Raw genomic sequence first — 22,711 nt, forward strand, 5'->3', positions numbered from 1 at the left:
GTTAGCCCGACCAGTCACGACGCCGAGTGAACAGATCCTGCAACTCGTCCGTCGACAATTCGGTAATCCAGTTCTCAGAGCTTGTGATGATGTTATCGCTGAGCTGCTGTTTGCTCTCCAACATCTCGTCGATCCGCTCCTCCAATGTGCCAAGAGAGATGAACTTATGCACCTGAACATCTTTGGTCTGACCCATCCGGTAAGCCCGGTCGGTGGCTTGATTCTCAACAGCAGGGTTCCACCAGCGGTCAAAATGGAAGACATGATTGGCTGCGGTCAGATTCAACCCCACACCGCCTGCCTTGATGGACAGAATGAAGACGGAAGGTTGCTTATCCTCAGGCAATGTACGGGATTGGAATTCCTCAATCATACGATCCCTTGCCGTTTTGGAGGTACCCCCGTGCAGATACAGCACAGGCTCCTGCAACTCCTGACGCAGTACCTGTTGCAGCATCTGTCCCATACCGATGTATTGGGTGAAAATAAGGCATCGCTCGCCTTCGTCCCGCAATTCCCGGACAAGTTCCATCAGTCGTTCCAGTTTTGCGGAGCGACTAATCAGCATCGCCATATCTTGCGGACTGTACAAGTCATAAGCAGATGTTAATGCGCCGTCTTCAGGCAGTTCCTCAGGCAAAGCCTCTTTGGTCAACAGCAGAGGGTGGTCACACAGTTGCTTGAGCTGGGTTAACGCCGATAGAATGGCACCTTTGCGCTTGATGCCTTCCAGCTCTTTCATTTTATCCATCAGGGCCTGTACGGACTGGTCATACAATGCACTTTGTTCGCCCGTAAGGTGAATGTAAGTCTTCATCTCGTTTTTGTCCGGCAGATCAAGCTGGATATTGGGATCTTTTTTCTTACGGCGTAGCATGAATGGTTTCACCAATTGCTGTAGATCCTGCATGCGCTGCTCATCTTTATCTTTTTCAATGGCACTGATGAAGCGAGTCTGGAATGCCCGGGCGTTGCCCAGATATCCTGGATTGATAAAGTCATAGATCGACCACAGCTCGGACAACCTATTCTCGATCGGCGTACCTGTCATGGCAATGCGGTGTTTCGCAGGGAAGCTGCGGACAGCCAGCGACTGTTTGGTCTGGGCGTTTTTGATATTCTGCGCTTCATCGAGACAGATGCATGACCACGTATAGGTTTGTAACATCTCCTGATCCAGTGTAGCCGTAGCAAAGGACGTGATAATAATATCCACCTGCTCAGTCTGATCCCGGAATTCTTCTCCACTTAATCGGCGTGCGCCATAATGCAGACTGACATTAATGGAGGGTGCGAAGCGGCTAATTTCCTTTTGCCAGTTGCCCAGTACGGAGGTTGGGCAGATCAGAAGAACCGGGGCTTGTCCCGGCTTACGTGGTTCATGATCCTTGATGTGTAACAGATACGTGATGAACTGAATGGTTTTCCCGAGACCCATATCATCGGCAAGACATGCCCCAAGGCCAAATCTGCGCAGGAAACCAAGCCATGCAAAACCTTCCTTCTGATACGATCGCAACTCGGCATGAAGCCCTGTCGGAATGGGCAGGGAAGGTGCGCCGCCTTGTCCGCCCCCGAGTTGTGCAATAACCCGGTTCAGGTGCTCATTCAGTTCTACTTCCAGCCGAATGTTCTGATCATCCTGTGGTGGCTGCTCTTCCTCGGTTTGTTGTCCTTCCTTCCATTTCTGGTTGCGATATTCCCGTTGCTCATTGTGCAGCAGATGCAGGTGCAGAATATCCTGGAATGAGAGTCCCTGTTCCCGATCTACACCGCCCATGGCACGACGTATCTGTTCCAGCAGGTCGGGGTCGAGAGGAACCCATTCTCCACGGAAGCGAACCAGTCGTTCATTACGGGCAACAAGGTCGGCGAATTCATCTTCGCTGAGATCCGTGTCACCAATCGCAATTCGCCAGTCAAAATGAATAATCGAGTCCAGTCCAAAGAAAGACTGTCCCCGTTCACTGCCTTCCTCCGGCTGTACCTTAGCACGCAGCTTTGGTTTCTTCTTACGGGCTGCTTCCCACCAACCAGGCAGCAGAACTTGCCAGCCCGCTGCGAGTAACCGCCCGCTATCCTGCGTCAGGAACTGCCAGGCTTCCTGATCTCCCAAAGGATCACTCAGCACATCCCGCCTACCACTAATGGAGCTTCCAAGACGCGGCAGATGTGCACGCAGCTGATCCAGCCATCCGGCCGAGCGATCCAGAATGAACGGTGTCCATACCTCTGGCCATTCACCTTCAAGTCTGCCCCGTGAATCCAGCATGACGGGCACCAATACAGCGGCATCCAGCTTGTTCTGCAACACCAATCGCAGCCGCCAAGATGGCTCATCCTCGTCCGGCTCCTGCAATTGCAGCATGGGTCTGAATGGTGCGGCATCTGCTTTCCAGCCAATGGATACGAGCCAGGACTGAGCATCCATCCCGGCTGTCTTGGGTAGAGTGCCACGCTCTGGGAACAACTGCGGGAATTCACGCCGCAGATCCGTTGCAGCTTCTTCCGAACTGTACCAGCGCTGGAATACAAAGGCGGAATAGGCCGCCCCAAGTCCTTCGGCATAACTCTCGTCCGTTTGCTGAATCGCTTTGGTAAGCGATGCCCGATCCTGCTTTTTCAAGCTATCCGGGTCCCAGGTCCACTGAAGCTGTCCTGCACGGTATGCCTCGAAGCTAGGTACGTATTTTCGTTTCTCTATGGAGGATGCCAGTGCTGGAGCTAGTCGAATCAGATGTTCCGCTTGCTCGTCCCACTTCCATTCAATATGAAGCAGCGTATGCATCTCGGCAAAAAAGGGAATCACTTCTTCCGCAGGCAGAACAACCAGCTCAATCTCCTCAATCTGCCGAACTTCCAGTTCGGTCCCGTAGAAGGAAGGCGCATGCCAAGCGAACAATCGCTGCTTAAGCGACTGTCCCGGTACAAAGTGGTGTGTGTTGAGTGCTCCGTAAAACAAAGCATCGCCATATCCGGTTAAAGCGACGTGAACCTCAATCGTTTCAGTGTAAGGATGAATTAAGCTCATGAGATCAGTTTACCTTTCCGAAGCTCTTCCTGCAGGGCGCGCAGCCGACTGTTACGAACGGCGAGTGTGGTGATGAATTGCTCCCAGTGCGCTTCTTGCTTCATTTTTTTATAGATTTTGGACAGACGTTTCAACAGCTTCACCGCTGCTTTGTATCCGTCCCTGTTTTTGTGTCCGATATAACGCTCCACTGCCTGATGATAGAAGGGAAGCAGCAGCTCAGGTGCATCTTTTTCGATTGGTTGCAGCATCGCTACGCGGAATTCGAGAGGTTCCGTTCCCGTACTCAGCTGAAAATCAATCCATCTGCGCCACTGTCCACGCGAATGCATAGCATCTTCGTAGGCGGGGCGGGAGTGGGGAAGCATACTGACAAGCGTGTCCCACATACGGTTCTCTGCATCGGGCAGATGTTGAATGGCCGTATCCCATAGATGCATGTAATCATTCAAAGGTGTATTACGCCGATTCGCCAGAAGGGGGCCAAGTTGTACCAACCAATCCCCAAGTCGCTTCCATTCAGCCGAATCTGCGAGTACATGGAGAAAATGCAACAGTTGTTCTGGCGGGAAGCCGTAGGCCGAGCTTCCATGGATGAGTCGCTGCCATGCCTGATCATCTTGCCCCAGATGGAAGTGCATCCAGCTCTGCGCGAGTATGAGTGGTAAAGGCAGTGTTACGGCTTTGCCTGGTCTATCACTACTACTTCCATTATTTTGAGCGCTACCCAAGACACTCCCACCTGACTGGGAAGGTGACGAAGCGGCGGTTATATTGCGTTCTATATCATCTAAGATGGCCTGTTCCGACACTAACATGTCCCGCGACCCTTGCAGCTCAGGTACGATCCAGTTCAACCACAGTTGTCGATAGATCGGAGTGAAGAACATCATGCTGGCTGTCTCAGGCATCATCTGTTTACGTAAATAAGCTGAGGTTTCAGACAGTCTGTTCCAAAGTTGTTCAAGCTTGTTTCCCTTTAGACCTGACAGGTCTAGTGGATGGTTAAAGATCCGTTCAATGTCTTTCTGAAGTGCATCCACCGCGAGCTGGGCAGGGTAGCTCAAGTACACGGGGGTATGAGTGATTGAGTTACGAGCCGGCGGCACGCAGAATCGGATGAGGTGCAGCTGCACATGTAGTTCAAAAAGTTGGTCCATTGCAGCGGACAGCCTTGGTTTAATGGCATACAGCTCGTCCGTTGCTTCCTGTACGTAGGATGTGCTTGCTGTGCCAGTCCCCAGCCGTCTCAGACAGGAGTGGAATAGTTCGTGCCATTCCGAGATTTCGAGATCAGCAAGCTCTGTTGCACGTTCCTTGATCTGGCTGTATTGGTTGTCCGGAATGTCCATATCCTGTTGTTCATCGGCATCTGCATAGCTGGATATTCCTGCGGACATGGCCCCGACGGGTTTGGTCGTTTGTTTGAGTGCAGTACTGGAGTGCGCATTCACAATGGCATGGACAGGTCGCTCAAGTTGCTCGGCATAACTCATTAATACAGCCGTCATATGTTTGCATACGGAACTCACCGGGCAGGTACAATGACTTGTAGTCAGGGATTGCATGCTTAGTGTGACCTCGTACTCTTCCGATCCTTGTACAACGGCCGAGATCCCTTGTTGTTCGGAATAGGTTAATGGTCCGACACGTTTCTGTTTATAATATTGGAATCCGCGCATGATCGTCAGGTTATTAAAATGCTCTGCAACCTGCCTGATCAACTGTTGCCACTGCGCATCATCCATCCTCATGTTATTCGGTATGTTCATCATTCCATCTCCTGGGGTAAACATAGGTTCAGTAATCACCACGTCTATGACGTGATGTTGTAAATTTGTTGTATCCATCATATCAGTTATGAGCCAATCCGTGCATGGGTTATGAAGAATTTGAAGTTATTTTAGACCAACTGGAATCAGGATGAACACGTCGGTTCTGCTGGCGGACGGAATGCATGATTGCACCATATTGTGTATGCTTATGGTATGTATTCCTTTCAGGAACGATGCAGGCCGGGGAAACGGCCATACTACACACAACAGGAGAGAGCATATGAAAATACTTACGTTAAACACACACGCCTGGGCGGAAGAGGATCAACTGAACAAGATCAGTCAACTGGCTGATTTTATTAATACACATCAATTTGATGTGATCTCCATGCAGGAGGTCAACCAATCCATGCAGGAAGCGGCGCTTTCTGAAGAAGAACTGAAGATGTATTATGCTACTGAATCCGATGCTGTGATTAAAAAAGACAACTATGCCTACGTCCTGCTTCAGCAGCTGACAGAGCAATATTACTGGACGTGGATTCCGGCTCATGTCGGGTTTCAAAAATACGATGAAGGACTGGCGATCCTTAGCCGGACGCCGATTAAGCAGGCTTTTGGGGAATACGTGTCCCACATGCGAGATTATAACAACTATCGTACACGCAAGATTGTGGGAATTCAGACAGTCGTCCAAGGTGAAGCAACCTGGTTTGTGAACGGACATTATAACTGGTGGGATGATGCGCAGGAACCTTTCAAGGGACAGTGGGAGTTGACGGAGAGCAAGCTTGCCCCCTACATGGACCAGCCGTTATATATAATGGGTGATTTCAATAATGTCGCGGAAGTGCGTGGTGAAGGCTATGATTATATGATGAATAAAGGCTGGAATGACCTGTACACCACAGCATTGCAAAAGGATGAAGGAGCAACCGTGGTGAAGGCCATTGCCGGCTGGGCAGATAACAAACGCGATCTTCGGATCGACTATATTTTCTCCAATCGTCCGATTCAGGCTAAATCTTCTACCGTGGTCTTGAACGGTAAAAACGGACCGGTAGTATCTGACCATTTTGGCGTCGCTGTAGAGATATAACAGCCGTGTGAGCATAAACCGTAAAGGTGATATCACCGCAAGTACGAAACAAAGCCTCCGCTGACTTCCTGTAAAGGGAAGTCAGCGGAGGCTTTTCACATTCTAAATCATTTGTTATGTACATTTCATATCGTTTGTTCTTTCTGTTGTGGAACTCTATTGTTATTCGAGCGCCAGCATCTGATGTACGAACTTTTTCAGATTCGCGCTTGTCTCACTAAGCTGTTCGATACTTTCCATGAACTCGGTAACAAGCTTGGCCTGATCCACTGTTGCGGTTGTAATCTGACCGATCTCCTGCTCCATATGTTTCATGGAATCTTGCACGCTGCCTAGGGACGATTCGATATCAGCTGCTGCTTGCTTCGTATGATCCGACAGCTTGCGTACTTCACTAGCAACCACACCGAATCCGGCCCCCTGATCGCCTACACGGGCTGCCTCTATCATGGCGTTGAGTCCAAGCAGGTTGGTTTGTTCCGATACTTCACGAATGACGTTTGTTACTTTACTTACACTGACCGAGTTCTCTGAAGCTTTTTTGGAATTGCGCAGAATCTCTTCCGATGTCGCGGAGAGTTCTTCGGAATGTGCAGCAATCTGCTGAATGCCGCCGACGAGCGCATTAATGGTTGTTTCGTTTTCACGGATCAGCGTTTCCAGTGTCATGTGACTATCCAGTGCGTAGTTCACACCCAATATACCCACGACCTGATCGTTCTCTTTAATAGGGATTAGAATGGCATCAAAAGGTCTGCCCTGCAGATCACCAGGCATGCGTGCCACGGTACGGGAATCTCTGTTAGTCAGCATTTTGAAATGTTTATAATCATCATGCAGCTCATCCCCAACCTTCACGCCAATCTCCAGACTTTTTGCTTCGGAAAAATACAATACTTTCTCATGATCATTAATGGATATGGATATGTCGTCACGAAACATTTGGCTAACAAAAGGCATAGCATTTACCAGAGATTCAAGAGTATTCAATGTGCATCTTTCCTTCCCGATACAAAAAGTGGAATTTTTCAATCTATATAAGTTGAACTAAAGATATATTCACACGTACACTCCGATGACAGAATAACCTTCCAATCGCTGTTATCCCCAGATTTTTTTGATTCCCTTTTCTCAAGGGAAAAATCCGGTGATAGCGTATGCTTACGATGCAGCTTTCTTTCAGAAAGCTTTTAGGCGAACGCTTCGCTTTTTCAGTTTTTTCTGTCCTCTACGTTTCTGTGTAAATGATTAGTTCAACATATATAGTTTCTATATCGGTAACATTTTCCGTTTTTTGAATTAATGTCCCAATGAAGGTGTAATTGGCGAAGTAAAAACCGAATTTTCTGATTTTTTGAAAGCGTAATCAAAAATCTGTAGCCACCACCGAACATGTCAGTTATACTGGGATTATTATTCGGCTATTCAGAAGATAACCAAGGGACATACCTATTTCCCGGTAAGGGGATTACCCACCTAGGTTAAGCGCTATACTTTATTACTGCATATTAGTTTGGTGCTCCAGTGTGGATGGTATGAATGCTATGATATAAGACTTTATTTCAACGGGAGAAGGATGTGCGCCATCGATGACGACCTATTTCAGTGAACCACAGAGCATGTATTACCGATTTGGAGAAGATCAGGATCAGGTGTTGAAGGTACTGGCCGAGAGGTATATTGGAGCCAATGCACAGGCTGATTTTGTATATCGGGTATTCCAAAAGTCTGGTATTTTGCAAAATGAAAAAGGGCTTTATGATCTGAATTTAGGTAAACGCTTTCCTGATGCACCTAAAGACCATATATCCTACGCAGCTGCATTGGTTTGGGGGGACGAGGACCGGAATCTGGACGTGCTGGTCCGTTGTTATGGCCCTGTTCGTTTCTATTTCAATGAGCAGTTGGTCTATCGGTCTACCGTAATGGATGAGATTAGTCCTGATGCAACGGTGAAGCTCAGCATTGACATCAAGCCTGGTTGGAACACCATTTGGCTGGAGATGAAAAACACCCCTGCCGGCTTTGGCTGCCAGTTTGGCTCAGATGAAGGTAAAGTGCGCATTTTGAATGTATATGCTCCATTCCAGGAGAGACAGGGGCAAGCGGGGTGGGTGTTCTCCCAACCGAACCCAGCCACGAGTAAACAACCGGACCTGCTGGGAAAAGAAGCAGACTACAGCTTGAACTGGCTGCCTGAGACAGGTTGGTCTGACGAAGATAAAACCAAGCCAGCTTTCGAGCGAATATTCGGAAATCTTGCTGGTAAGCATGCTTATGCTTGGACCCATCTGAACAATAACGATTCAACCGGGAATGCGGTGCGATTGTCAGGTCAATCTTCCGGTTCTCTGAGTATATGGATTAGCGGCAAGCCCGTGGCGCAAGTGAAGGAAGCGGGTCCGTTCGAGGTGGATGTAACAGCCTCTTTTGGGCGGAGTGACCTGCTTGTCCGAAGTGAATATGACGATACGGCGGGACCTTGGCATTTTAATTTGAACGCAACCGTGTCGGGCAAGCCGCTCTCACTGGAACTTCCTCAGCGTGTGCACGGAGCTAATGGAGAGTCTTGGTTATATGTTGGACCTTTTGAGTCGGAGGTTGAACCGGACTTGGCGGATCTGACTCGAACGGACCGAGTGTATCAAACGGGTCTAGAACAGACGTATTGGCGCTTAGATCGACCGGATGCTTGGATCAGACCTTATTATGAGAACGCGATGTTAAGCAACAAATGGACAGTGGGCAGTGTGACCAATTATGGTCGCTGGGATTATCCATTGGGTGTCACTGTATATGGTCTACTACGGACGGGGCGTTATTTGCAAAGACCGGACATTACACGTTATGCGGCTGAGCATGTGCAGGCATGTACCCAGATGTATGAATACTCCTTATGGGATCGGGAGCAGTATGGTTTCCCGGCAGTCAATCAACAATTGGTCATGCTGAAAATGCTGGATAACTGTGGTTCTTTTGGTTCGGCCATGCTAGAAGCGTATTCAGAGTGTCATGAACCAACGTTTCTTCCGATTGCTGAACGGATTGCAGATTTCATGCTTTCCCGCCTGGAACGGCAGGAGGATGGTGCATTTTATCGCACATGTGTAGGGGAGTATGCCGAGAATACCATGTGGGCAGATGACCTCTATATGAGCACGCCGTTTCTCGTTCGTTATGCACGGGTGACAGGCAACTCAGCCGCATTGGATGAAGCCGCCAGACAATTTTCACTGTATCGGAAGTATCTGTTTATGCCTGAGTTCAAGATCATGTCCCATGTGTATGATTTCAAATACGGACAGGCAACGCAGATTCCATGGGGACGGGGAAATGGCTGGACACTGTTTTCCTTGACAGAGGTATTGGAAGCTTTGCCAACAGAGCATCCCGAGCGCCCAGCCTTAATAGATTTCTTCAATGAGCTGTGTGAGGGGTACGCAGCGCTTCAAGGGGAAAGCGGGTTGTGGCATCAGGTGTTGAATGTTCCGCAGACGTATGAAGAAGCCTCCTGCACGGCGATGTTTGCCTATGGTTTTGCGAGAGGTGTACGCTTTGGCTGGTTCAAAGACCCTGAAGTTTACGTCACAGCTGCCGAGCGGGCTTGGAAGGGACTTATCTGCAAAGCCATTGATCGTCAAGGGAGTGTGCATGGCGTGTGTAGCGGATCACGATATGCGTTTACGGCAGAGTATTATGATCAGGACTTGCGTACCGTTACCAATGACAATCACGGAATAGGCATTATGATGCTGGCAGGAACTGAAGTAGCAAAAATGAAGAAACATCTGGCTGAACACAGGGTGTCTTCACCTGCCGTCTCACATTCCTGACAGACCACCGAGGTCTGATTTTCATACTATCGTTTCTATACAACAAGTTGTCTTCTGCTCCACGTAATACGGTTGTATATCCGTAATCATATTTGAGACGGGATCATCACCGCCGGGAATATCATTCCTGGTGGTTTTTGATTCCTGTAACTCCTTACTTTTTTGAAAGGAAAGCTTACTTTTGTTTATGTCATGTGCAGTAATAGACCGATACAATAGGTTTTGTAAGCGATTCCATAAATGCAAGAAGGGGAGGAAATTCATTTATGATGATTACAAAAAAGTGGGTAACCCTGTTCTGCCTGTCCCTGTTATTGTTCGCTACAGCCTGTTCTGGAGGGGCCACCGATACACCATCTTCTTCTGGAGAAGCAAGTGGAAGTGAAGGAGATTCATCAGGCAAGATTGAACTGCGCATGACTTGGTGGGGATCACAGACCAGACATGATCTGACGACCAAAGTGATCCAATTGTTTGAAGAGAAACATCCGGGAATCACCATTAAACCTGAATATTCCGGTTGGGACGGTTACTTTGACAAGTTGACTACACAGGTAGCTGGTTCGAATGCACCGGACATCATCCAGATGGATTACGCCTTTTTGACTGACTTTGCCCGGCGTGGTGCCTTGCTTGACCTAACCCCGTTTGCAGAGAGCAAAGAGCTGCGGACAGAGGATCATGATCAGAGCATGATTACAGCCGGTTCGATTGACGATAAATTATATGCGATTACCCTCGGAGTAAACGCACCAGGTGTCATATATGACGCCACCGTATTTCAGGAATTAGGTATAGAAGAACCACAAGAGAGCTGGACATGGAAGGATTTTGGGGATATTGCGACCGAGATTGCCGCAGCCAAAGGTGAGGGGTTCTATGGATCTGCAGACATTTCCGGTACAACAAACATGTTTGAAGTGTTTATTCGGCAATCCGGGAAAGGATTGTTTGATGGTGGCACAATGACCGCTACCAGCGAGGAACTTCAGCAATGGTTCGATATGTGGAGCGCACTACGCGAGAATGGTGGAGTGACCACAGCGGAGATAACGGCATCCACAACCAATGCGCTGGAGACACGCCCGATCTCGCTGGGTACAGCTGCCATGGATTTTGCATGGTCCAATCAATTGCTGACATTCCAGCAGGTGAACAAAAACCAGGATCATAAGCTTGGCATACAAGTTCTTCCGCATGGTGTAGGTGAAAAGCAAATCGGTGAATATCTGAAACCAGGCCAGTTCCTCTCCGGTTATGGCAAAACCAAACATCCAAAGGAAGTTGCCATGTTCATTGATTTCATGGTCAATGATCCAGAAGCAACCGCTATTCTTGGTTCTGAGCGTGGGGTGCCGGTTAACTCAAGCATTCGTGAACAGATGCAGCCTACGCTGCCGGAAGCGGAACAAACCATTTTCCAATTTATCGACACCGTATCGAAGAACTCCAGCGAGATTGACCCGCCATACCCGCAAGGATTTGCTGAAGTGGACACAAGTTTCAAGAGCGCAAGCGAGCAGATCGCCTTCGGTCAAGGTAATACTCCAGATGTCATTGCCCAGTTTATTGAAGGAGCCAAGGCTACGCTTGGATCGAGTCAATAATGATTGAAACTGTCTCACACTTCTAATTCTGCGGGGAGGTTGCGAAGATGACGACATCACAGGTCAGTCAAGCCCGAATCGAGCGTGTAACTACCCGGCGGGTCAAACGGAGATATGCGCATAATGGAGCCGCACTTCTGTTTCTCGCCCCATGGCTTGTCGGATTGTTATTCCTTACCCTAGGTCCAATGTTGGTATCGTTATACATCTCGTTCACCGATTACAGTATCCTGGCCGCCCCTTCCTGGGTCGGTCTGGATAACTACACCACGATGTTTACATCGGATAAACTGTTCACCCAGTCGCTCAAAGTCACCTTCACGTATGTCGCTGTATCCGTACCGGTCAAATTGATTTTCGCGCTGCTTGTAGCGATGTTGCTGAATAAAGGGATTCGAGGACTCGGCATTTACCGTACGGTGTATTACATCCCGACATTGCTTGGAGGTAGCGTGGCGATTGCGATGTTGTGGCGTAAAATGCTGGGTGGGGACGGGCTACTCAATAGTGTTCTTGCCATGGTAGGCATTAAAGCGCCCGATTGGGTAGCGAATCCGAAATATGCTCTGTACTCCATCGTGCTGTTATCCGTGTGGCAGTTCGGATCGTCGATGATTATTTTCCTAGCAGGCCTGAAGCAGATTCCACCCGAATATGATGAAGCCTCAGCGGTAGATGGTGCAGGTCCCCTGCGGAGATTCTTCTATATAACGTTGCCGATTCTGTCACCCGTTATCTTCTTCAATCTTGTCATGCAGCTGATTACATCCTTTCAATCGTTCACGCAGGCTTTTGTTATCAGTAATGGTAGCGGAGGGCCAGTGAACTCAACCCTAATGTACTCTCTGTATCTGTACAAAAAAGGATTTTCATTCTTTCAGATGGGCTATGCTTCTGCGATGGCCTGGGTGCTGGTCATCCTGATTGGCGTATTTACATTGCTCGTATTCCGCAGTAGCAAGCTGTGGGTGCACTATGAGGATGGTGGGAAATCATGATTGGACAACGGAACTCTACAGCATGGGTCGTCAGCAAACATGTGTTGATCTCAGGCATCGCCTTTGTCATGCTCTATCCGATCCTCTGGATGCTGGGCAGCTCATTCAAACCGGGACATATGATCTTTACAGAGACCTGGTTTTGGCCACAGGAATGGAATTGGGAAAATTACATGAATGGCTGGGCGGGAATTCAGGGCAACCCGTTCTCCCGCTTTCTGACCAACTCTGTCATCCTGTCGCTTGGCGCCGTACTGGGCAATGTCATCTCCTGCTCTATGGCGGCATATGCCTTCGCCCGACTGAATTTTCGTTTCAAAGCTATCTGCTTCGGACTGATGCTTATGACGATCATGCTGCCCCATCATGTGACGCTGATCCCGCAGTATATCCTTTTCAACCACCTGGAGTGGGTGAATACGTATCTGCCTCTCGTCGTGCCAAAATGGCTGGCGACCGACGCATTCTTCATTTTTCTCATGGTACAGTTCTTCCGGGGATTGCCCAAAGAGCTGGATGAGGCGGCTACCATTGATGGATGCGGTCCTGTGAAAATATACACCAAAATCATCATACCACTGGCTTTCCCAGCATTGGTCACTACGATGATCTTTACATTCTTGTGGACATGGGACGACTTCTTCAGTCAGTTGATCTACCTGAGTGACGTTAGCAAATACACTGTGCCGCTGGGTCTGCGCCTGTTCCTTGATTCCAGCTCTCAATCCGATTGGGGCCCGATGTTTGCCATGTCGGTGTTGTCGCTGGTGCCATGTTTTATCGTATTTATCGTGTGTCAAAAGTACTTCGTGGAAGGAATCGCGACCTCTGGGCTCAAAGGGTAATTCCAAGACGAAACGAGTTGATTTTTCCATGAGGAAAGGAAGATGGTCTTCATTCATTAATCAAAAGCTGCAACAAAGCAAGCTCTCCACGTTGATGGTGACTTGCTTTATTGCGTTTAACCTGTTGCTTGTCTCGGTTGTTGTCTGGCTAGCATATCAGTCTTTCTCAGCAGTCACCTTTGCCGAGATTAGCAAAGCACGCCTGGCTCTTCTGAACGAAAGCACACGTCGGGGATTTGATTTCATCACAGGGGTAACCGGAACCGCTTATGCTTTGGCTAGCAATCGGGAACTGTCCAGTCTGCTCGAAACGGCTGATACAGGCAGGCTTGCACAGATTCACCAGCGGAGAGAGGTCTCTCGAATTCTGGATCATACCATGGTCGTGAGTGAAGGCATCACTTCCATTGAACTGTATACGGATGCCTTTAATGAAGTGACAGTGACTATGGCTGATCGCATATTTCCGGTGGACACCATCGCACACGACTCTTGGTTTGCTACGCTGGAAAAGGCTGATGCGGCTTGGGTTCCGCTGCGTGAGAACGAATCAGGCCAATCCCTGGTCGGATACGCCCAGCGGATTTTCGACAGTCGTGGTGGAACGGTTGCTTATGTGCTCATTCGACTGAGTAGAGCGGACATCGTACGCAGGTTTGCTGATGTACCCATGGTGCTTGATGGAAAAGTCCTGTTGGTAGATACGGCTGGTAATGTCGTAATGCAGATGGGGAGAGTTGATCCAACAGGGGAGAAGGAACGGGCGGATCGAAGAAATGAAGCTAGTACAGTACAGGAAACGGGTGAAGCTGTAAATTCATCTTCTTCTATTATAGATAGTGCATGGATTCAGGAACATGTACAGCATGGTGCAGACGGGTACGAAGTAGTTTCCGGCCAACCTGGAGGTGCTCAATTGGTGCTGTACTCCAGGCCAGCCATGCTTCAGTGGCGCCTCGTACAGACTATTCCGGTATATACACTGTTATCTCCGCTCAGACAAGCAGGCTGGCAGATCCTCGGCATCGCCGTGCTGGGACTATTATGCTCGGCTGTGCTGGCGTACCTGTTTGTAAGGCAGATCATCGGACCTTTGCGACAATTAATCAAGCGAATGAGACAACTGGAGAAAGGGGACTTCGATACCCGGGTCCAACTTTCGTTTACGGAGGAATATGCCCATTTGGCTTATGGCTTTAATCACATGGCTTCACAGCTCACGACGCTGATGGAACAGGTGAAGGATGAGAGCCGGGCCAAGCGTGAAGCCCAGACGGGCTTGCTTGAGGCCCAGATCAAACCCCATTTTCTATACAATACCCTCGACATGATCCACTGGCGCGCACTTGATTACGAAGCCAAGGATATCAGTCGCATGATTGTACAACTCAGTAAGCTGTTACGGATCGGGCTGAGTGGAGGGAGATTGTTTATAAGGGTTCGTGATGAGTTGGAACATGCCCGTTGCTACGTTAACATCCAGTCAGAGCGGCTACCGTTCTCCATTCAATATCAGGAGCAGATCGATCCGCATATTCGCGGTTGTTACATTCCCAAGATCATTTTGCAGCCCTTCATCGAAAATGCCGTTATGCACGGGCACCCTGAAGAAGGCACACTTCGAATTCAGGTGCATATGCACGAAGAGGTTGGCCCGCATGAGGATATCGTCATTCGTATCACGGATAATGGGCGGGGGTTGCCGGAGGGGTGGAAACTCGAAGAGACGTGTGGCATCGGTGTAAGGAATGTACATCAGCGCATCCAGCTTTATTGTGGGAGGAGGTATGGCGTTCAACTGGGTGATAGAGAGTCAGGTGGCGTGGAAGTGACCATTACGCTGCCGCGTATTGAGACCGACGAGCAATTAAATCTATGGCTGGACGGTGAAAAATGATGAAGACCATTATGCTTGTTGATGACGATCCTCATATTGTAAAGGCATTAACAGATCATATCGATTGGCCTTCTATGGGCCTCAGCATTGCAGGCACTGCTTCCAATGGCTTGGATGCGCTGGAGCTGTTTCACCGCATGCATCCAGATGTCGTTATGACTGACGTATATCTACCGGGGATGACCGGGCTTGAGATCACACAGACGTTGCGACGTGATCATCCCCACTTGCCGATCATCATTCTTAGTGGATATGACGAATTCGAGAACGCCCGGGCAGCCATGCGCTGGGGGGTGAATCACTTTTTGCTGAAGCCGGCAGAGGTTGAGGAGATTGAGTCTGTGCTGCGTGAGGTGTTACTGGAACAAGATGTGCGAGAGCGGCATGAGCGACTGGAGCAGACGTACAAGCAGGAGGTCGGACGGGTACTTCCGTATTTGCGCAAACAATTTCTTCACGAACTGCTGACTACGCGATATCGGGCAGACGAGCTGCCCAAAGAACGCATGGACTATATAGGCATTCATATGTCCTCCCAGACACGCGCCATTAGCCTGCAACTGAATCGCCCCGTATTTTTGACACGAATGAAAGAACGGGATTGGCAGCTTCTCCGCTATGGGGCGGCCGATATTATTCAGGAAACGGTGAAGGAGCAAGCGGCGCGCATGAATGGTCAGGTAGAGATTGTTGATTATTCGGATCAGGTATTTGTGTTGCTTCTATTAGGAGATAAAGATCATCTGGAAGAATGCCTGCCATTCGTGGAGAGGATGATCGATCAGATCTTTACGTATCTGAAAATTGAAGTGAGTGCTGGAATCGGAAGATCCAAGAGTCACCCATGTGAGGTGATAGATTCCTATCTCGAGAGCAGGGAAGCGGTGGAAAAAGCAGAGTTTCAAGGTGGAAGTCGTATCTACCACTATGAAACATCAGAGGAAACAGAACCAAGTGTGACCGATTATTCATTATTGCTTCGTCAATGGAACGAGGCTTGGGCGGATATTCGACCTGACTTGGCGGAAGAGGTATGGCATCATATTTGCCTTTTGCTGAAAGAGGGGAAGTGTGTTGGGATACAGGATGTACAGGTTGTGGCGGTCAGTCTGTTTGACACGTTGATGCATAGCTGGAACCGACTTCATCCTATGTCAACGCCGCCGCTGGCGATGAGTGATTTTTTGCGTGAAATTCAATCGAAATATGCTTTGCATGATCTGGTAAAGTGGATGGATCGTATTATCTGCGACTGGCTGGAACAGATACGTAAGGAGATGAGCGAGAAGAAAAGCAATAAACTTATCGAGCAGGTGAAACAGTATGTAGAGCTTCATTACGCCGAAGAGATTAGTTTTGAAGCGATAGCCAAGGGGCTGTTCGTACATCCGAAGTATCTGAGTCAACTTTTTAAAAGGGTGACCGGTGAGAATTTCGTCAGTTATTTGAACGGGTACCGGATTCAGCGAGCGTTGGAACTGTTGCAGTCGGGACATTACATGGTATATGAGGTGAGCGAGATGACGGGGTTCCGTAATGCAACGTATTTTAGCCAGGTGTTCAAAATGCTTACGGGCAAGAGTCCGTCTGAGGTGGGGTAGAGCGATACAGGTACAGTAATTAAATAAAGTGGAAGAGGAGGTATGGTTCTTATGATGATCGATCAGCAGGAATATTACATTAAAGGCTTATCTTACTCCATTAGATCGGCAGAGGAAAAGGATGCTGAGACCTTGTCTTCACTACGTGTACAAATCGATGGGGAAACCGAGAACATGGATCGTGAAGAGGGCGAGGCGTATATCGACGCAACCGGGTTTAGGAGGATCATCCATTTGGACAGTGAGAAGTCACGGAATCTGTTCCTTGTTGCTGTAGTAGCGGGTGAGATTGTGGGATACTCCCGATGTGAAGGTACAGTGCTGAAGCGCTTTTGCCATAGAGTTGAGTTCGGCGTGTGTGTAGCCCGAGAGTTCTGGGGGCATGGGATTGGCAAGAACTTGTTAGAGAAGTCGATAGAATGGGCAGACCAGACTGGTGTAGAGAAGATGACGTTGAACGTGCTGGCATCCAATGAAAAGGCAATCGAGTTATACCAAAAGAGTGGCTTTGAGATCGAAGGTATTTTGAAAAAGGATCGTAGACATGCGGATGGACAGTATTACGACACGATAGTGATGGGCAGGTTCAGAGACTTATAATGGTATAAAAAGTGAAAAGCAGAATCTATATAAGCCCACAGCTTACGGAGTTTAATTATTAGATTTGATACCGACATAATAGATAGCAGTGTTATTGAGAAGATGTATTATGTTTCTTATCTTATAGAACGAATGTAATGATGTTGAATGAGTCTATTCACAACCTATTATTGAGATAGATTAGACCGGTGAGTGTATATAGGATATAGTAAGAGGATATTGCCATTGGAAAAAGAGATTATGAAGAGATTGAATCAAATATATAATAATTTTATAGATGGGATATTTTACAAGTAGTAATTGTGTTGTGTATATGATATATTCTATTTCCGGCCAAAAAAACACGAGAAACAAAGTGCCGCAGGCAAAACATATAAGCTTCGAAAGAAACTTAAAAAAAGAGCTTGCTAAGTTGGTTCGGAAGTGTTATGATATAAAAGTTGCTGAGGAGAACAACGCTCGGTAACGAAAACAAGTTTGATCTTTGAAAACTGAACAACGAGTGAGTAAACATTCTGCTTGCAGAATGAACGCGAAAGTTTGAAACAAGCCTTGGCTTGGATCGACTGGAGCACAAATGAGATTTTTAATCTCGTCAGATTCAAAATGAGCTTATCGCTCTTTTCAATACTTTATTGGAGAGTTTGATCCTGGCTCAGGACGAACGCTGGCGGCATGCCTAATACATGCAAGTCGAGCGGAGTTGATAGGAAGCTTGCTTCCTTGATACTTAGCGGCGGACGGGTGAGTAACACGTAGGCAACCTGCCCTCAAGTTTGGGACAACTACCGGAAACGGTAGCTAATACCGAATAATTGTTTTCTTCGCCTGAAGGAAACTGGAAAGACGGAGCAATCTGTCACTTGGGGATGGGCCTGCGGCGCATTAGCTAGTTGGTGAGGTAACGGCTCACCAAGGCGACGATGCGTAGCCGACCTGAGAGGGTGATCGGCCACACTGGGACTGAGACACGGCCCAGACTCCTACGGGAGGCAGCAGTAGGGAATCTTCCGCAATGGGCGAAAGCCTGACGGAGCAATGCCGCGTGAGTGATGAAGGTTTTCGGATCGTAAAGCTCTGTTGCCAGGGAAGAACGCTTGGGAGAGTAACTGCTCTCAAGGTGACGGTACCTGAGAAGAAAGCCCCGGCTAACTACGTGCCAGCAGCCGCGGTAATACGTAGGGGGCAAGCGTTGTCCGGAATTATTGGGCGTAAAGCGCGCGCAGGCGGTCATTTAAGTCTGGTGTTTAATCCCGGGGCTCAACCCCGGATCGCACTGGAAACTGGGTGACTTGAGTGCAGAAGAGGAGAGTGGAATTCCACGTGTAGCGGTGAAATGCGTAGATATGTGGAGGAACACCAGTGGCGAAGGCGACTCTCTGGGCTGTAACTGACGCTGAGGCGCGAAAGCGTGGGGAGCAAACAGGATTAGATACCCTGGTAGTCCACGCCGTAAACGATGAGTGCTAGGTGTTAGGGGTTTCGATACCCTTGGTGCCGAAGTTAACACATTAAGCACTCCGCCTGGGGAGTACGGTCGCAAGACTGAAACTCAAAGGAATTGACGGGGACCCGCACAAGCAGTGGAGTATGTGGTTTAATTCGAAGCAACGCGAAGAACCTTACCAGGTCTTGACATCCCTCTGATCGATGCAGAGATGTATCTTTCCTTCGGGACAGAGGAGACAGGTGGTGCATGGTTGTCGTCAGCTCGTGTCGTGAGATGTTGGGTTAAGTCCCGCAACGAGCGCAACCCTTATATTTAGTTGCCAGCACTTCGGGTGGGCACTCTAGATAGACTGCCGGTGACAAACCGGAGGAAGGTGGGGATGACGTCAAATCATCATGCCCCTTATGACCTGGGCTACACACGTACTACAATGGCCGGTACAACGGGCTGCGAAATCGCGAGATGGAGCCAATCCCAACAAAGCCGGTCTCAGTTCGGATTGCAGGCTGCAACTCGCCTGCATGAAGTCGGAATTGCTAGTAATCGCGGATCAGCATGCCGCGGTGAATACGTTCCCGGGTCTTGTACACACCGCCCGTCACACCACGAGAGTTTATAACACCCGAAGTCGGTGGGGTAACCGCAAGGAGCCAGCCGCCGAAGGTGGGATAGATGATTGGGGTGAAGTCGTAACAAGGTAGCCGTATCGGAAGGTGCGGCTGGATCACCTCCTTTCTATGGAGAATCGTTTCCTGCAACGGAAACATTCAAAACTGCAGCTTAGCTGCAAAACACTCACTCGTTGTTCGGTTTTGAGAGCTCAAACTCTCAAACAGCTTGCTTTTGCATGGAGCTTGTTCTTTGAAAACTAGATATCGAAACGAAACAAACGCGAATTAGAACATTCCTTTTTAGCTGAACTTGTGTTAAACAAGTTTAAATAAAAACGGTAGTCAAATTGCTTTTGTGATGGTATCGGGTGAGAGCGACTTTTGGCTTTGCGCAAGCAAAACAAGGGAAGCGAGCGACCGAAACCGGAACAAAATGGTTAAGCTACTAAGAGCACACGGAGGATGCCTAGGCGCTAGGAGCCGATGAAGGACGTGGCGAACAACGAAACTGCCTCGGGGAGCTGTAAGCAAGCTTTGATCCGGGGGTGTCCGAATGGGGAAACCCAGCTGGGGTAATTTCCAGTTACTCATAACTGAATACATAGGTTATGCAGAGGCATACCAGGGGAACTGAAACATCTAAGTACCCTGAGGAAGAGAAAACAATAGTGATTCCGTCAGTAGCGGCGAGCGAACGCGGAGAAGCCCAAACCAGAGAGCTTGCTCTTTGGGGTTGTGGGACGTCTCACATGGAGTTACAAAGGAACCGGTTAAGCGAAGAGGTCTGGAAAGGCCCGCCAAAGAAGGTAAAAGCCCTGTAGTTGAAAGTTGGTTCCCTCCGAGACGGATCCCGAGTAGTGCGGGGCACGTGAAACCCCGTATGAATCCGGCAGGACCATCTGCCAAGGCTAAATACTTCCTAGCGACCGATAGTGAAGCAGTACCGTGAGGGAAAGGTGAAAAGCACCCCGGAAGGGGAGTGAAATAGAACCTGAAACCGTGTGCTTACAAAAAGTCAGAGCCCGTTTTAGGGGTGATGGCGTGCCTTTTGTAGAATGAACCGGCGAGTTACGTTCCCGTGCAAGGTTAAGGTGAAGAGCCGGAGCCGCAGCGAAAGCGAGTCTGAATAGGGCGAATGAGTACGTGGACGTAGACCCGAAACCGGGTGATCTACCCCTGTCCAGGGTGAAGGTGCGGTAACACGCACTGGAGGCCCGAACCCACGCATGTTGAAAAATGCGGGGATGAGGTGGGGGTAGCGGAGAAATTCCAATCGAACTCGGAGATAGCTGGTTCTCCCCGAAATAGCTTTAGGGCTAGCCTCGGAAAACAGAGTCGTGGAGGTAGAGCACTGATTGGGTGCGGGGCCCGCAAGGGTTACCAAGCTCAGTCAAACTCCGAATGCCATAGACTTACTTCCGGGAGTCAGACAGTGAGTGCTAAGATCCATTGTCAAAAGGGAAACAGCCCAGACCATCAGCTAAGGTCCCCAAGTGTGTGTTAAGTGGGAAAGGATGTGGAGTTGCACAGACAACCAGGATGTTGGCTTAGAAGCAGCCACCATTGAAAGAGTGCGTAATAGCTCACTGGTCGAGTGACTCTGCGCCGAAAATGTAACGGGGCTAAACACACCACCGAAGCTATGGCTTGATGCTTTGCATCAGGGGTAGGGGAGCGTTGTATAAGGGTTGAAGGTGTACCGTAAGGAGCGCTGGACATTATACAAGTGAGAATGCCGGTATGAGTAACGAAAAGATCAGTGAGAATCTGATCCGCCGAAAGCCTAAGGGTTCCTGAGGAAGGCTCGTCCGCTCAGGGTAAGTCGGGACCTAAGGCGAGGCCGAAAGGCGTAGTCGAAGGACAACAGGTCGAAATTCCTGTACCACCGTAAGCCGTTATGAGCAATGGGGGGACGCAGTAGGGTAGTGACGCGGACTGATGGATGTCCGTCTAAGCAGTAAGGCTGATGTGTAGGCAAATCCGCACATTGTAAGGCTGAGCTGTGATGGGGAGCGAAAATTATAGTAGCGAAGGTCATGATCTCACACTGCCAAGAAAAGCCTCTAGCCAGGTGATGGTGCCCGTACCGCAAACCGACACAGGTAGGCGAGAAGAGTATTCTAAGGCGCGCGGAAGAACTCTCGTTAAGGAACTCGGCAAAATGACCCCGTAACTTCGGGAGAAGGGGTGCCCCGGTAGTGTGAATAGCACGAGGGGGCCGCAGTGAAAAGGCCCAAGCGACTGTTTAGCAAAAACACAGGTCTGTGCGAAGCCGTAAGGCGAAGTATACGGGCTGACGCCTGCCCGGTGCTGGAAGGTTAAGGGGAGTGGTTAGGAGCAATCCGAAGCTGTGAACCGAAGCCCCAGTAAACGGCGGCCGTAACTATAACGGTCCTAAGGTAGCGAAATTCCTTGTCAGGTAAATTCTGACCCGCACGAATGGCGTAACGACTTGGGCGCTGTCTCAACGAGAGATCCGGTGAAATTTTAATACCTGTGAAGATGCAGGTTACCCGCGACAAGACGGAAAGACCCCATGGAGCTTTACTGCAGCTTGATATTGAATTTGGGTACGATCTGTACAGGATAGGTGGGAGCCTTTGAAACGTGAGCGCCAGCTTGCGTGGAGGCAACGTTGGGATACCACCCTGATCGTATCTAGGTTCTAACCTGGTACCGTAATCCGGTGCGGGGACAGTGTCAGGTGGGCAGTTTGACTGGGGCGGTCGCCTCCTAAAGAGTAACGGAGGCGCCCAAAGGTTCCCTCAGAATGGTTGGAAATCATTCGAAGAGTGCAAAGGCATAAGGGAGCTTGACTGCGAGACCTACAAGTCGAGCAGGGACGAAAGTCGGGCTTAGTGATCCGGTGGTACCGCATGGAAGGGCCATCGCTCAACGGATAAAAGCTACCCTGGGGATAACAGGCTTATCTCCCCCAAGAGTCCACATCGACGGGGAGGTTTGGCACCTCGATGTCGGCTCATCGCATCCTGGGGCTGAAGTAGGTCCCAAGGGTTGGGCTGTTCGCCCATTAAAGCGGTACGCGAGCTGGGTTCAGAACGTCGTGAGACAGTTCGGTCCCTATCTGTCGTGGGCGTAGGAAATTTGAGAGGAGCTGTCCTTAGTACGAGAGGACCGGGATGGACGTACCGCTGGTGTACCAGTTGTTCCGCCAGGAGCACCGCTGGGTAGCTATGTACGGACGGGATAAACGCTGAAAGCATCTAAGCGTGAAGCCCCCCTCAAGATGAGATTTCCCAGTATGTAAGACCCCTTGAAGACGACGAGGTAGATAGGCTGGGGGTGGAAGTGCAGCAATGCATGGAGCTGACCAGTACTAATCGGTCGAGGGCTTATCCAATAG

At 49.3% G+C, this 22,711-nt stretch carries 11 protein-coding genes and 2 rRNA genes; 10 read left to right on the plus strand and 3 right to left on the minus strand.

Translation table 11 applies throughout. From position 1 onward, the window contains the following. Nucleotide 1: 1 nt before the first annotated feature. Together MKY95_RS01345 and MKY95_RS01350 are read right to left on the minus strand one after the other, a co-directional pair. Nucleotides 2–3,022, minus strand: coding sequence for a DEAD/DEAH box helicase (locus tag MKY95_RS01345; protein ID WP_143781150.1), 3,021 nt, complete (start codon nt 3,020–3,022; stop codon nt 2–4). Nucleotides 3,023–3,027: 5 nt separating this feature from the next. Next, a complete protein-coding gene (locus MKY95_RS01350) occupies nt 3,028–4,785 on the minus strand; it encodes a hypothetical protein (protein WP_339196462.1) in 1,758 nt (585 codons plus the stop codon). 301 nt (nt 4,786–5,086) lie between these two features. On the opposite strand from MKY95_RS01350, the gene MKY95_RS01355 reads away from it, so the two are divergent. After that, nucleotides 5,087–5,905, plus strand: coding sequence for an endonuclease/exonuclease/phosphatase family protein (locus MKY95_RS01355; RefSeq protein WP_076320084.1), 819 nt, complete (start codon nt 5,087–5,089; stop codon nt 5,903–5,905). A gap of 162 nt (nt 5,906–6,067) precedes the next feature. Here MKY95_RS01355 and MKY95_RS01360 read toward each other — a convergent pair whose 3' ends face one another. Beyond that, a complete protein-coding gene (locus tag MKY95_RS01360) occupies nt 6,068–6,895 on the minus strand; it encodes a methyl-accepting chemotaxis protein (RefSeq protein WP_017691152.1) in 828 nt (275 codons plus the stop codon). Between the two features lie 599 nt (nt 6,896–7,494). On the opposite strand from MKY95_RS01360, the gene MKY95_RS01365 reads away from it, so the two are divergent. The 9 genes from MKY95_RS01365 to MKY95_RS01405 all read left to right on the plus strand — a co-directional run bounded on the left by MKY95_RS01365 (nt 7,495) and on the right by MKY95_RS01405 (nt 22,708). Further along, complete coding sequence (locus MKY95_RS01365) at nt 7,495–9,738, plus strand: glycoside hydrolase family 88 protein (protein WP_076320085.1); 2,244 nt, start codon at nt 7,495–7,497, stop codon at nt 9,736–9,738. 266 nt (nt 9,739–10,004) lie between these two features. Next, nucleotides 10,005–11,345 (plus strand): ABC transporter substrate-binding protein, encoded by a 1,341-nt coding sequence (locus MKY95_RS01370; RefSeq protein ID WP_076320086.1) that lies wholly within the window; start codon nt 10,005–10,007, stop codon nt 11,343–11,345. Nucleotides 11,346–11,392: 47 nt separating this feature from the next. After that, complete coding sequence (locus tag MKY95_RS01375) at nt 11,393–12,343, plus strand: sugar ABC transporter permease (RefSeq protein WP_036616398.1); 951 nt, start codon at nt 11,393–11,395, stop codon at nt 12,341–12,343. Then, nucleotides 12,340–13,188, plus strand: coding sequence for a carbohydrate ABC transporter permease (locus tag MKY95_RS01380; RefSeq protein ID WP_036674647.1), 849 nt, complete (start codon nt 12,340–12,342; stop codon nt 13,186–13,188). Before MKY95_RS01375 ends, MKY95_RS01380 begins: the two co-directional genes overlap by 4 nt. A 28-nt stretch (nt 13,189–13,216) precedes the next feature. Further along, nucleotides 13,217–15,085, plus strand: a complete 1,869-nt coding sequence (locus tag MKY95_RS01385) for a histidine kinase (protein ID WP_036674645.1) — start codon at nt 13,217–13,219, stop codon at nt 15,083–15,085. After that, on the plus strand, nt 15,082–16,686 hold the full coding sequence (locus MKY95_RS01390) for a response regulator (RefSeq protein ID WP_036674640.1): 1,605 nt from the start codon (nt 15,082–15,084) through the stop codon (nt 16,684–16,686). The genes MKY95_RS01385 and MKY95_RS01390 overlap by 4 nt, the downstream gene beginning before the upstream one ends. A gap of 51 nt (nt 16,687–16,737) precedes the next feature. After that, nucleotides 16,738–17,286: a GNAT family N-acetyltransferase gene (locus tag MKY95_RS01395; RefSeq protein ID WP_036674635.1), complete on the plus strand. Its 549-nt coding sequence runs from the start codon at nt 16,738–16,740 to the stop codon at nt 17,284–17,286. Between the two features lie 632 nt (nt 17,287–17,918). Then, nucleotides 17,919–19,471: ribosomal RNA gene (locus MKY95_RS01400) — 16S ribosomal RNA — on the plus strand. A 311-nt stretch (nt 19,472–19,782) separates the two neighbouring features. Continuing rightward, nucleotides 19,783–22,708 (plus strand): 23S ribosomal RNA (locus MKY95_RS01405). Together the 16S and 23S rRNA genes form the textbook arrangement of a ribosomal RNA operon. Nucleotides 22,709–22,711: the final 3 nt, after the last annotated feature.

The organism is Paenibacillus sp. FSL P4-0176, from assembly GCF_037975265.1.
GTDB lineage: Bacteria > Bacillota > Bacilli > Paenibacillales > Paenibacillaceae > Paenibacillus > Paenibacillus amylolyticus.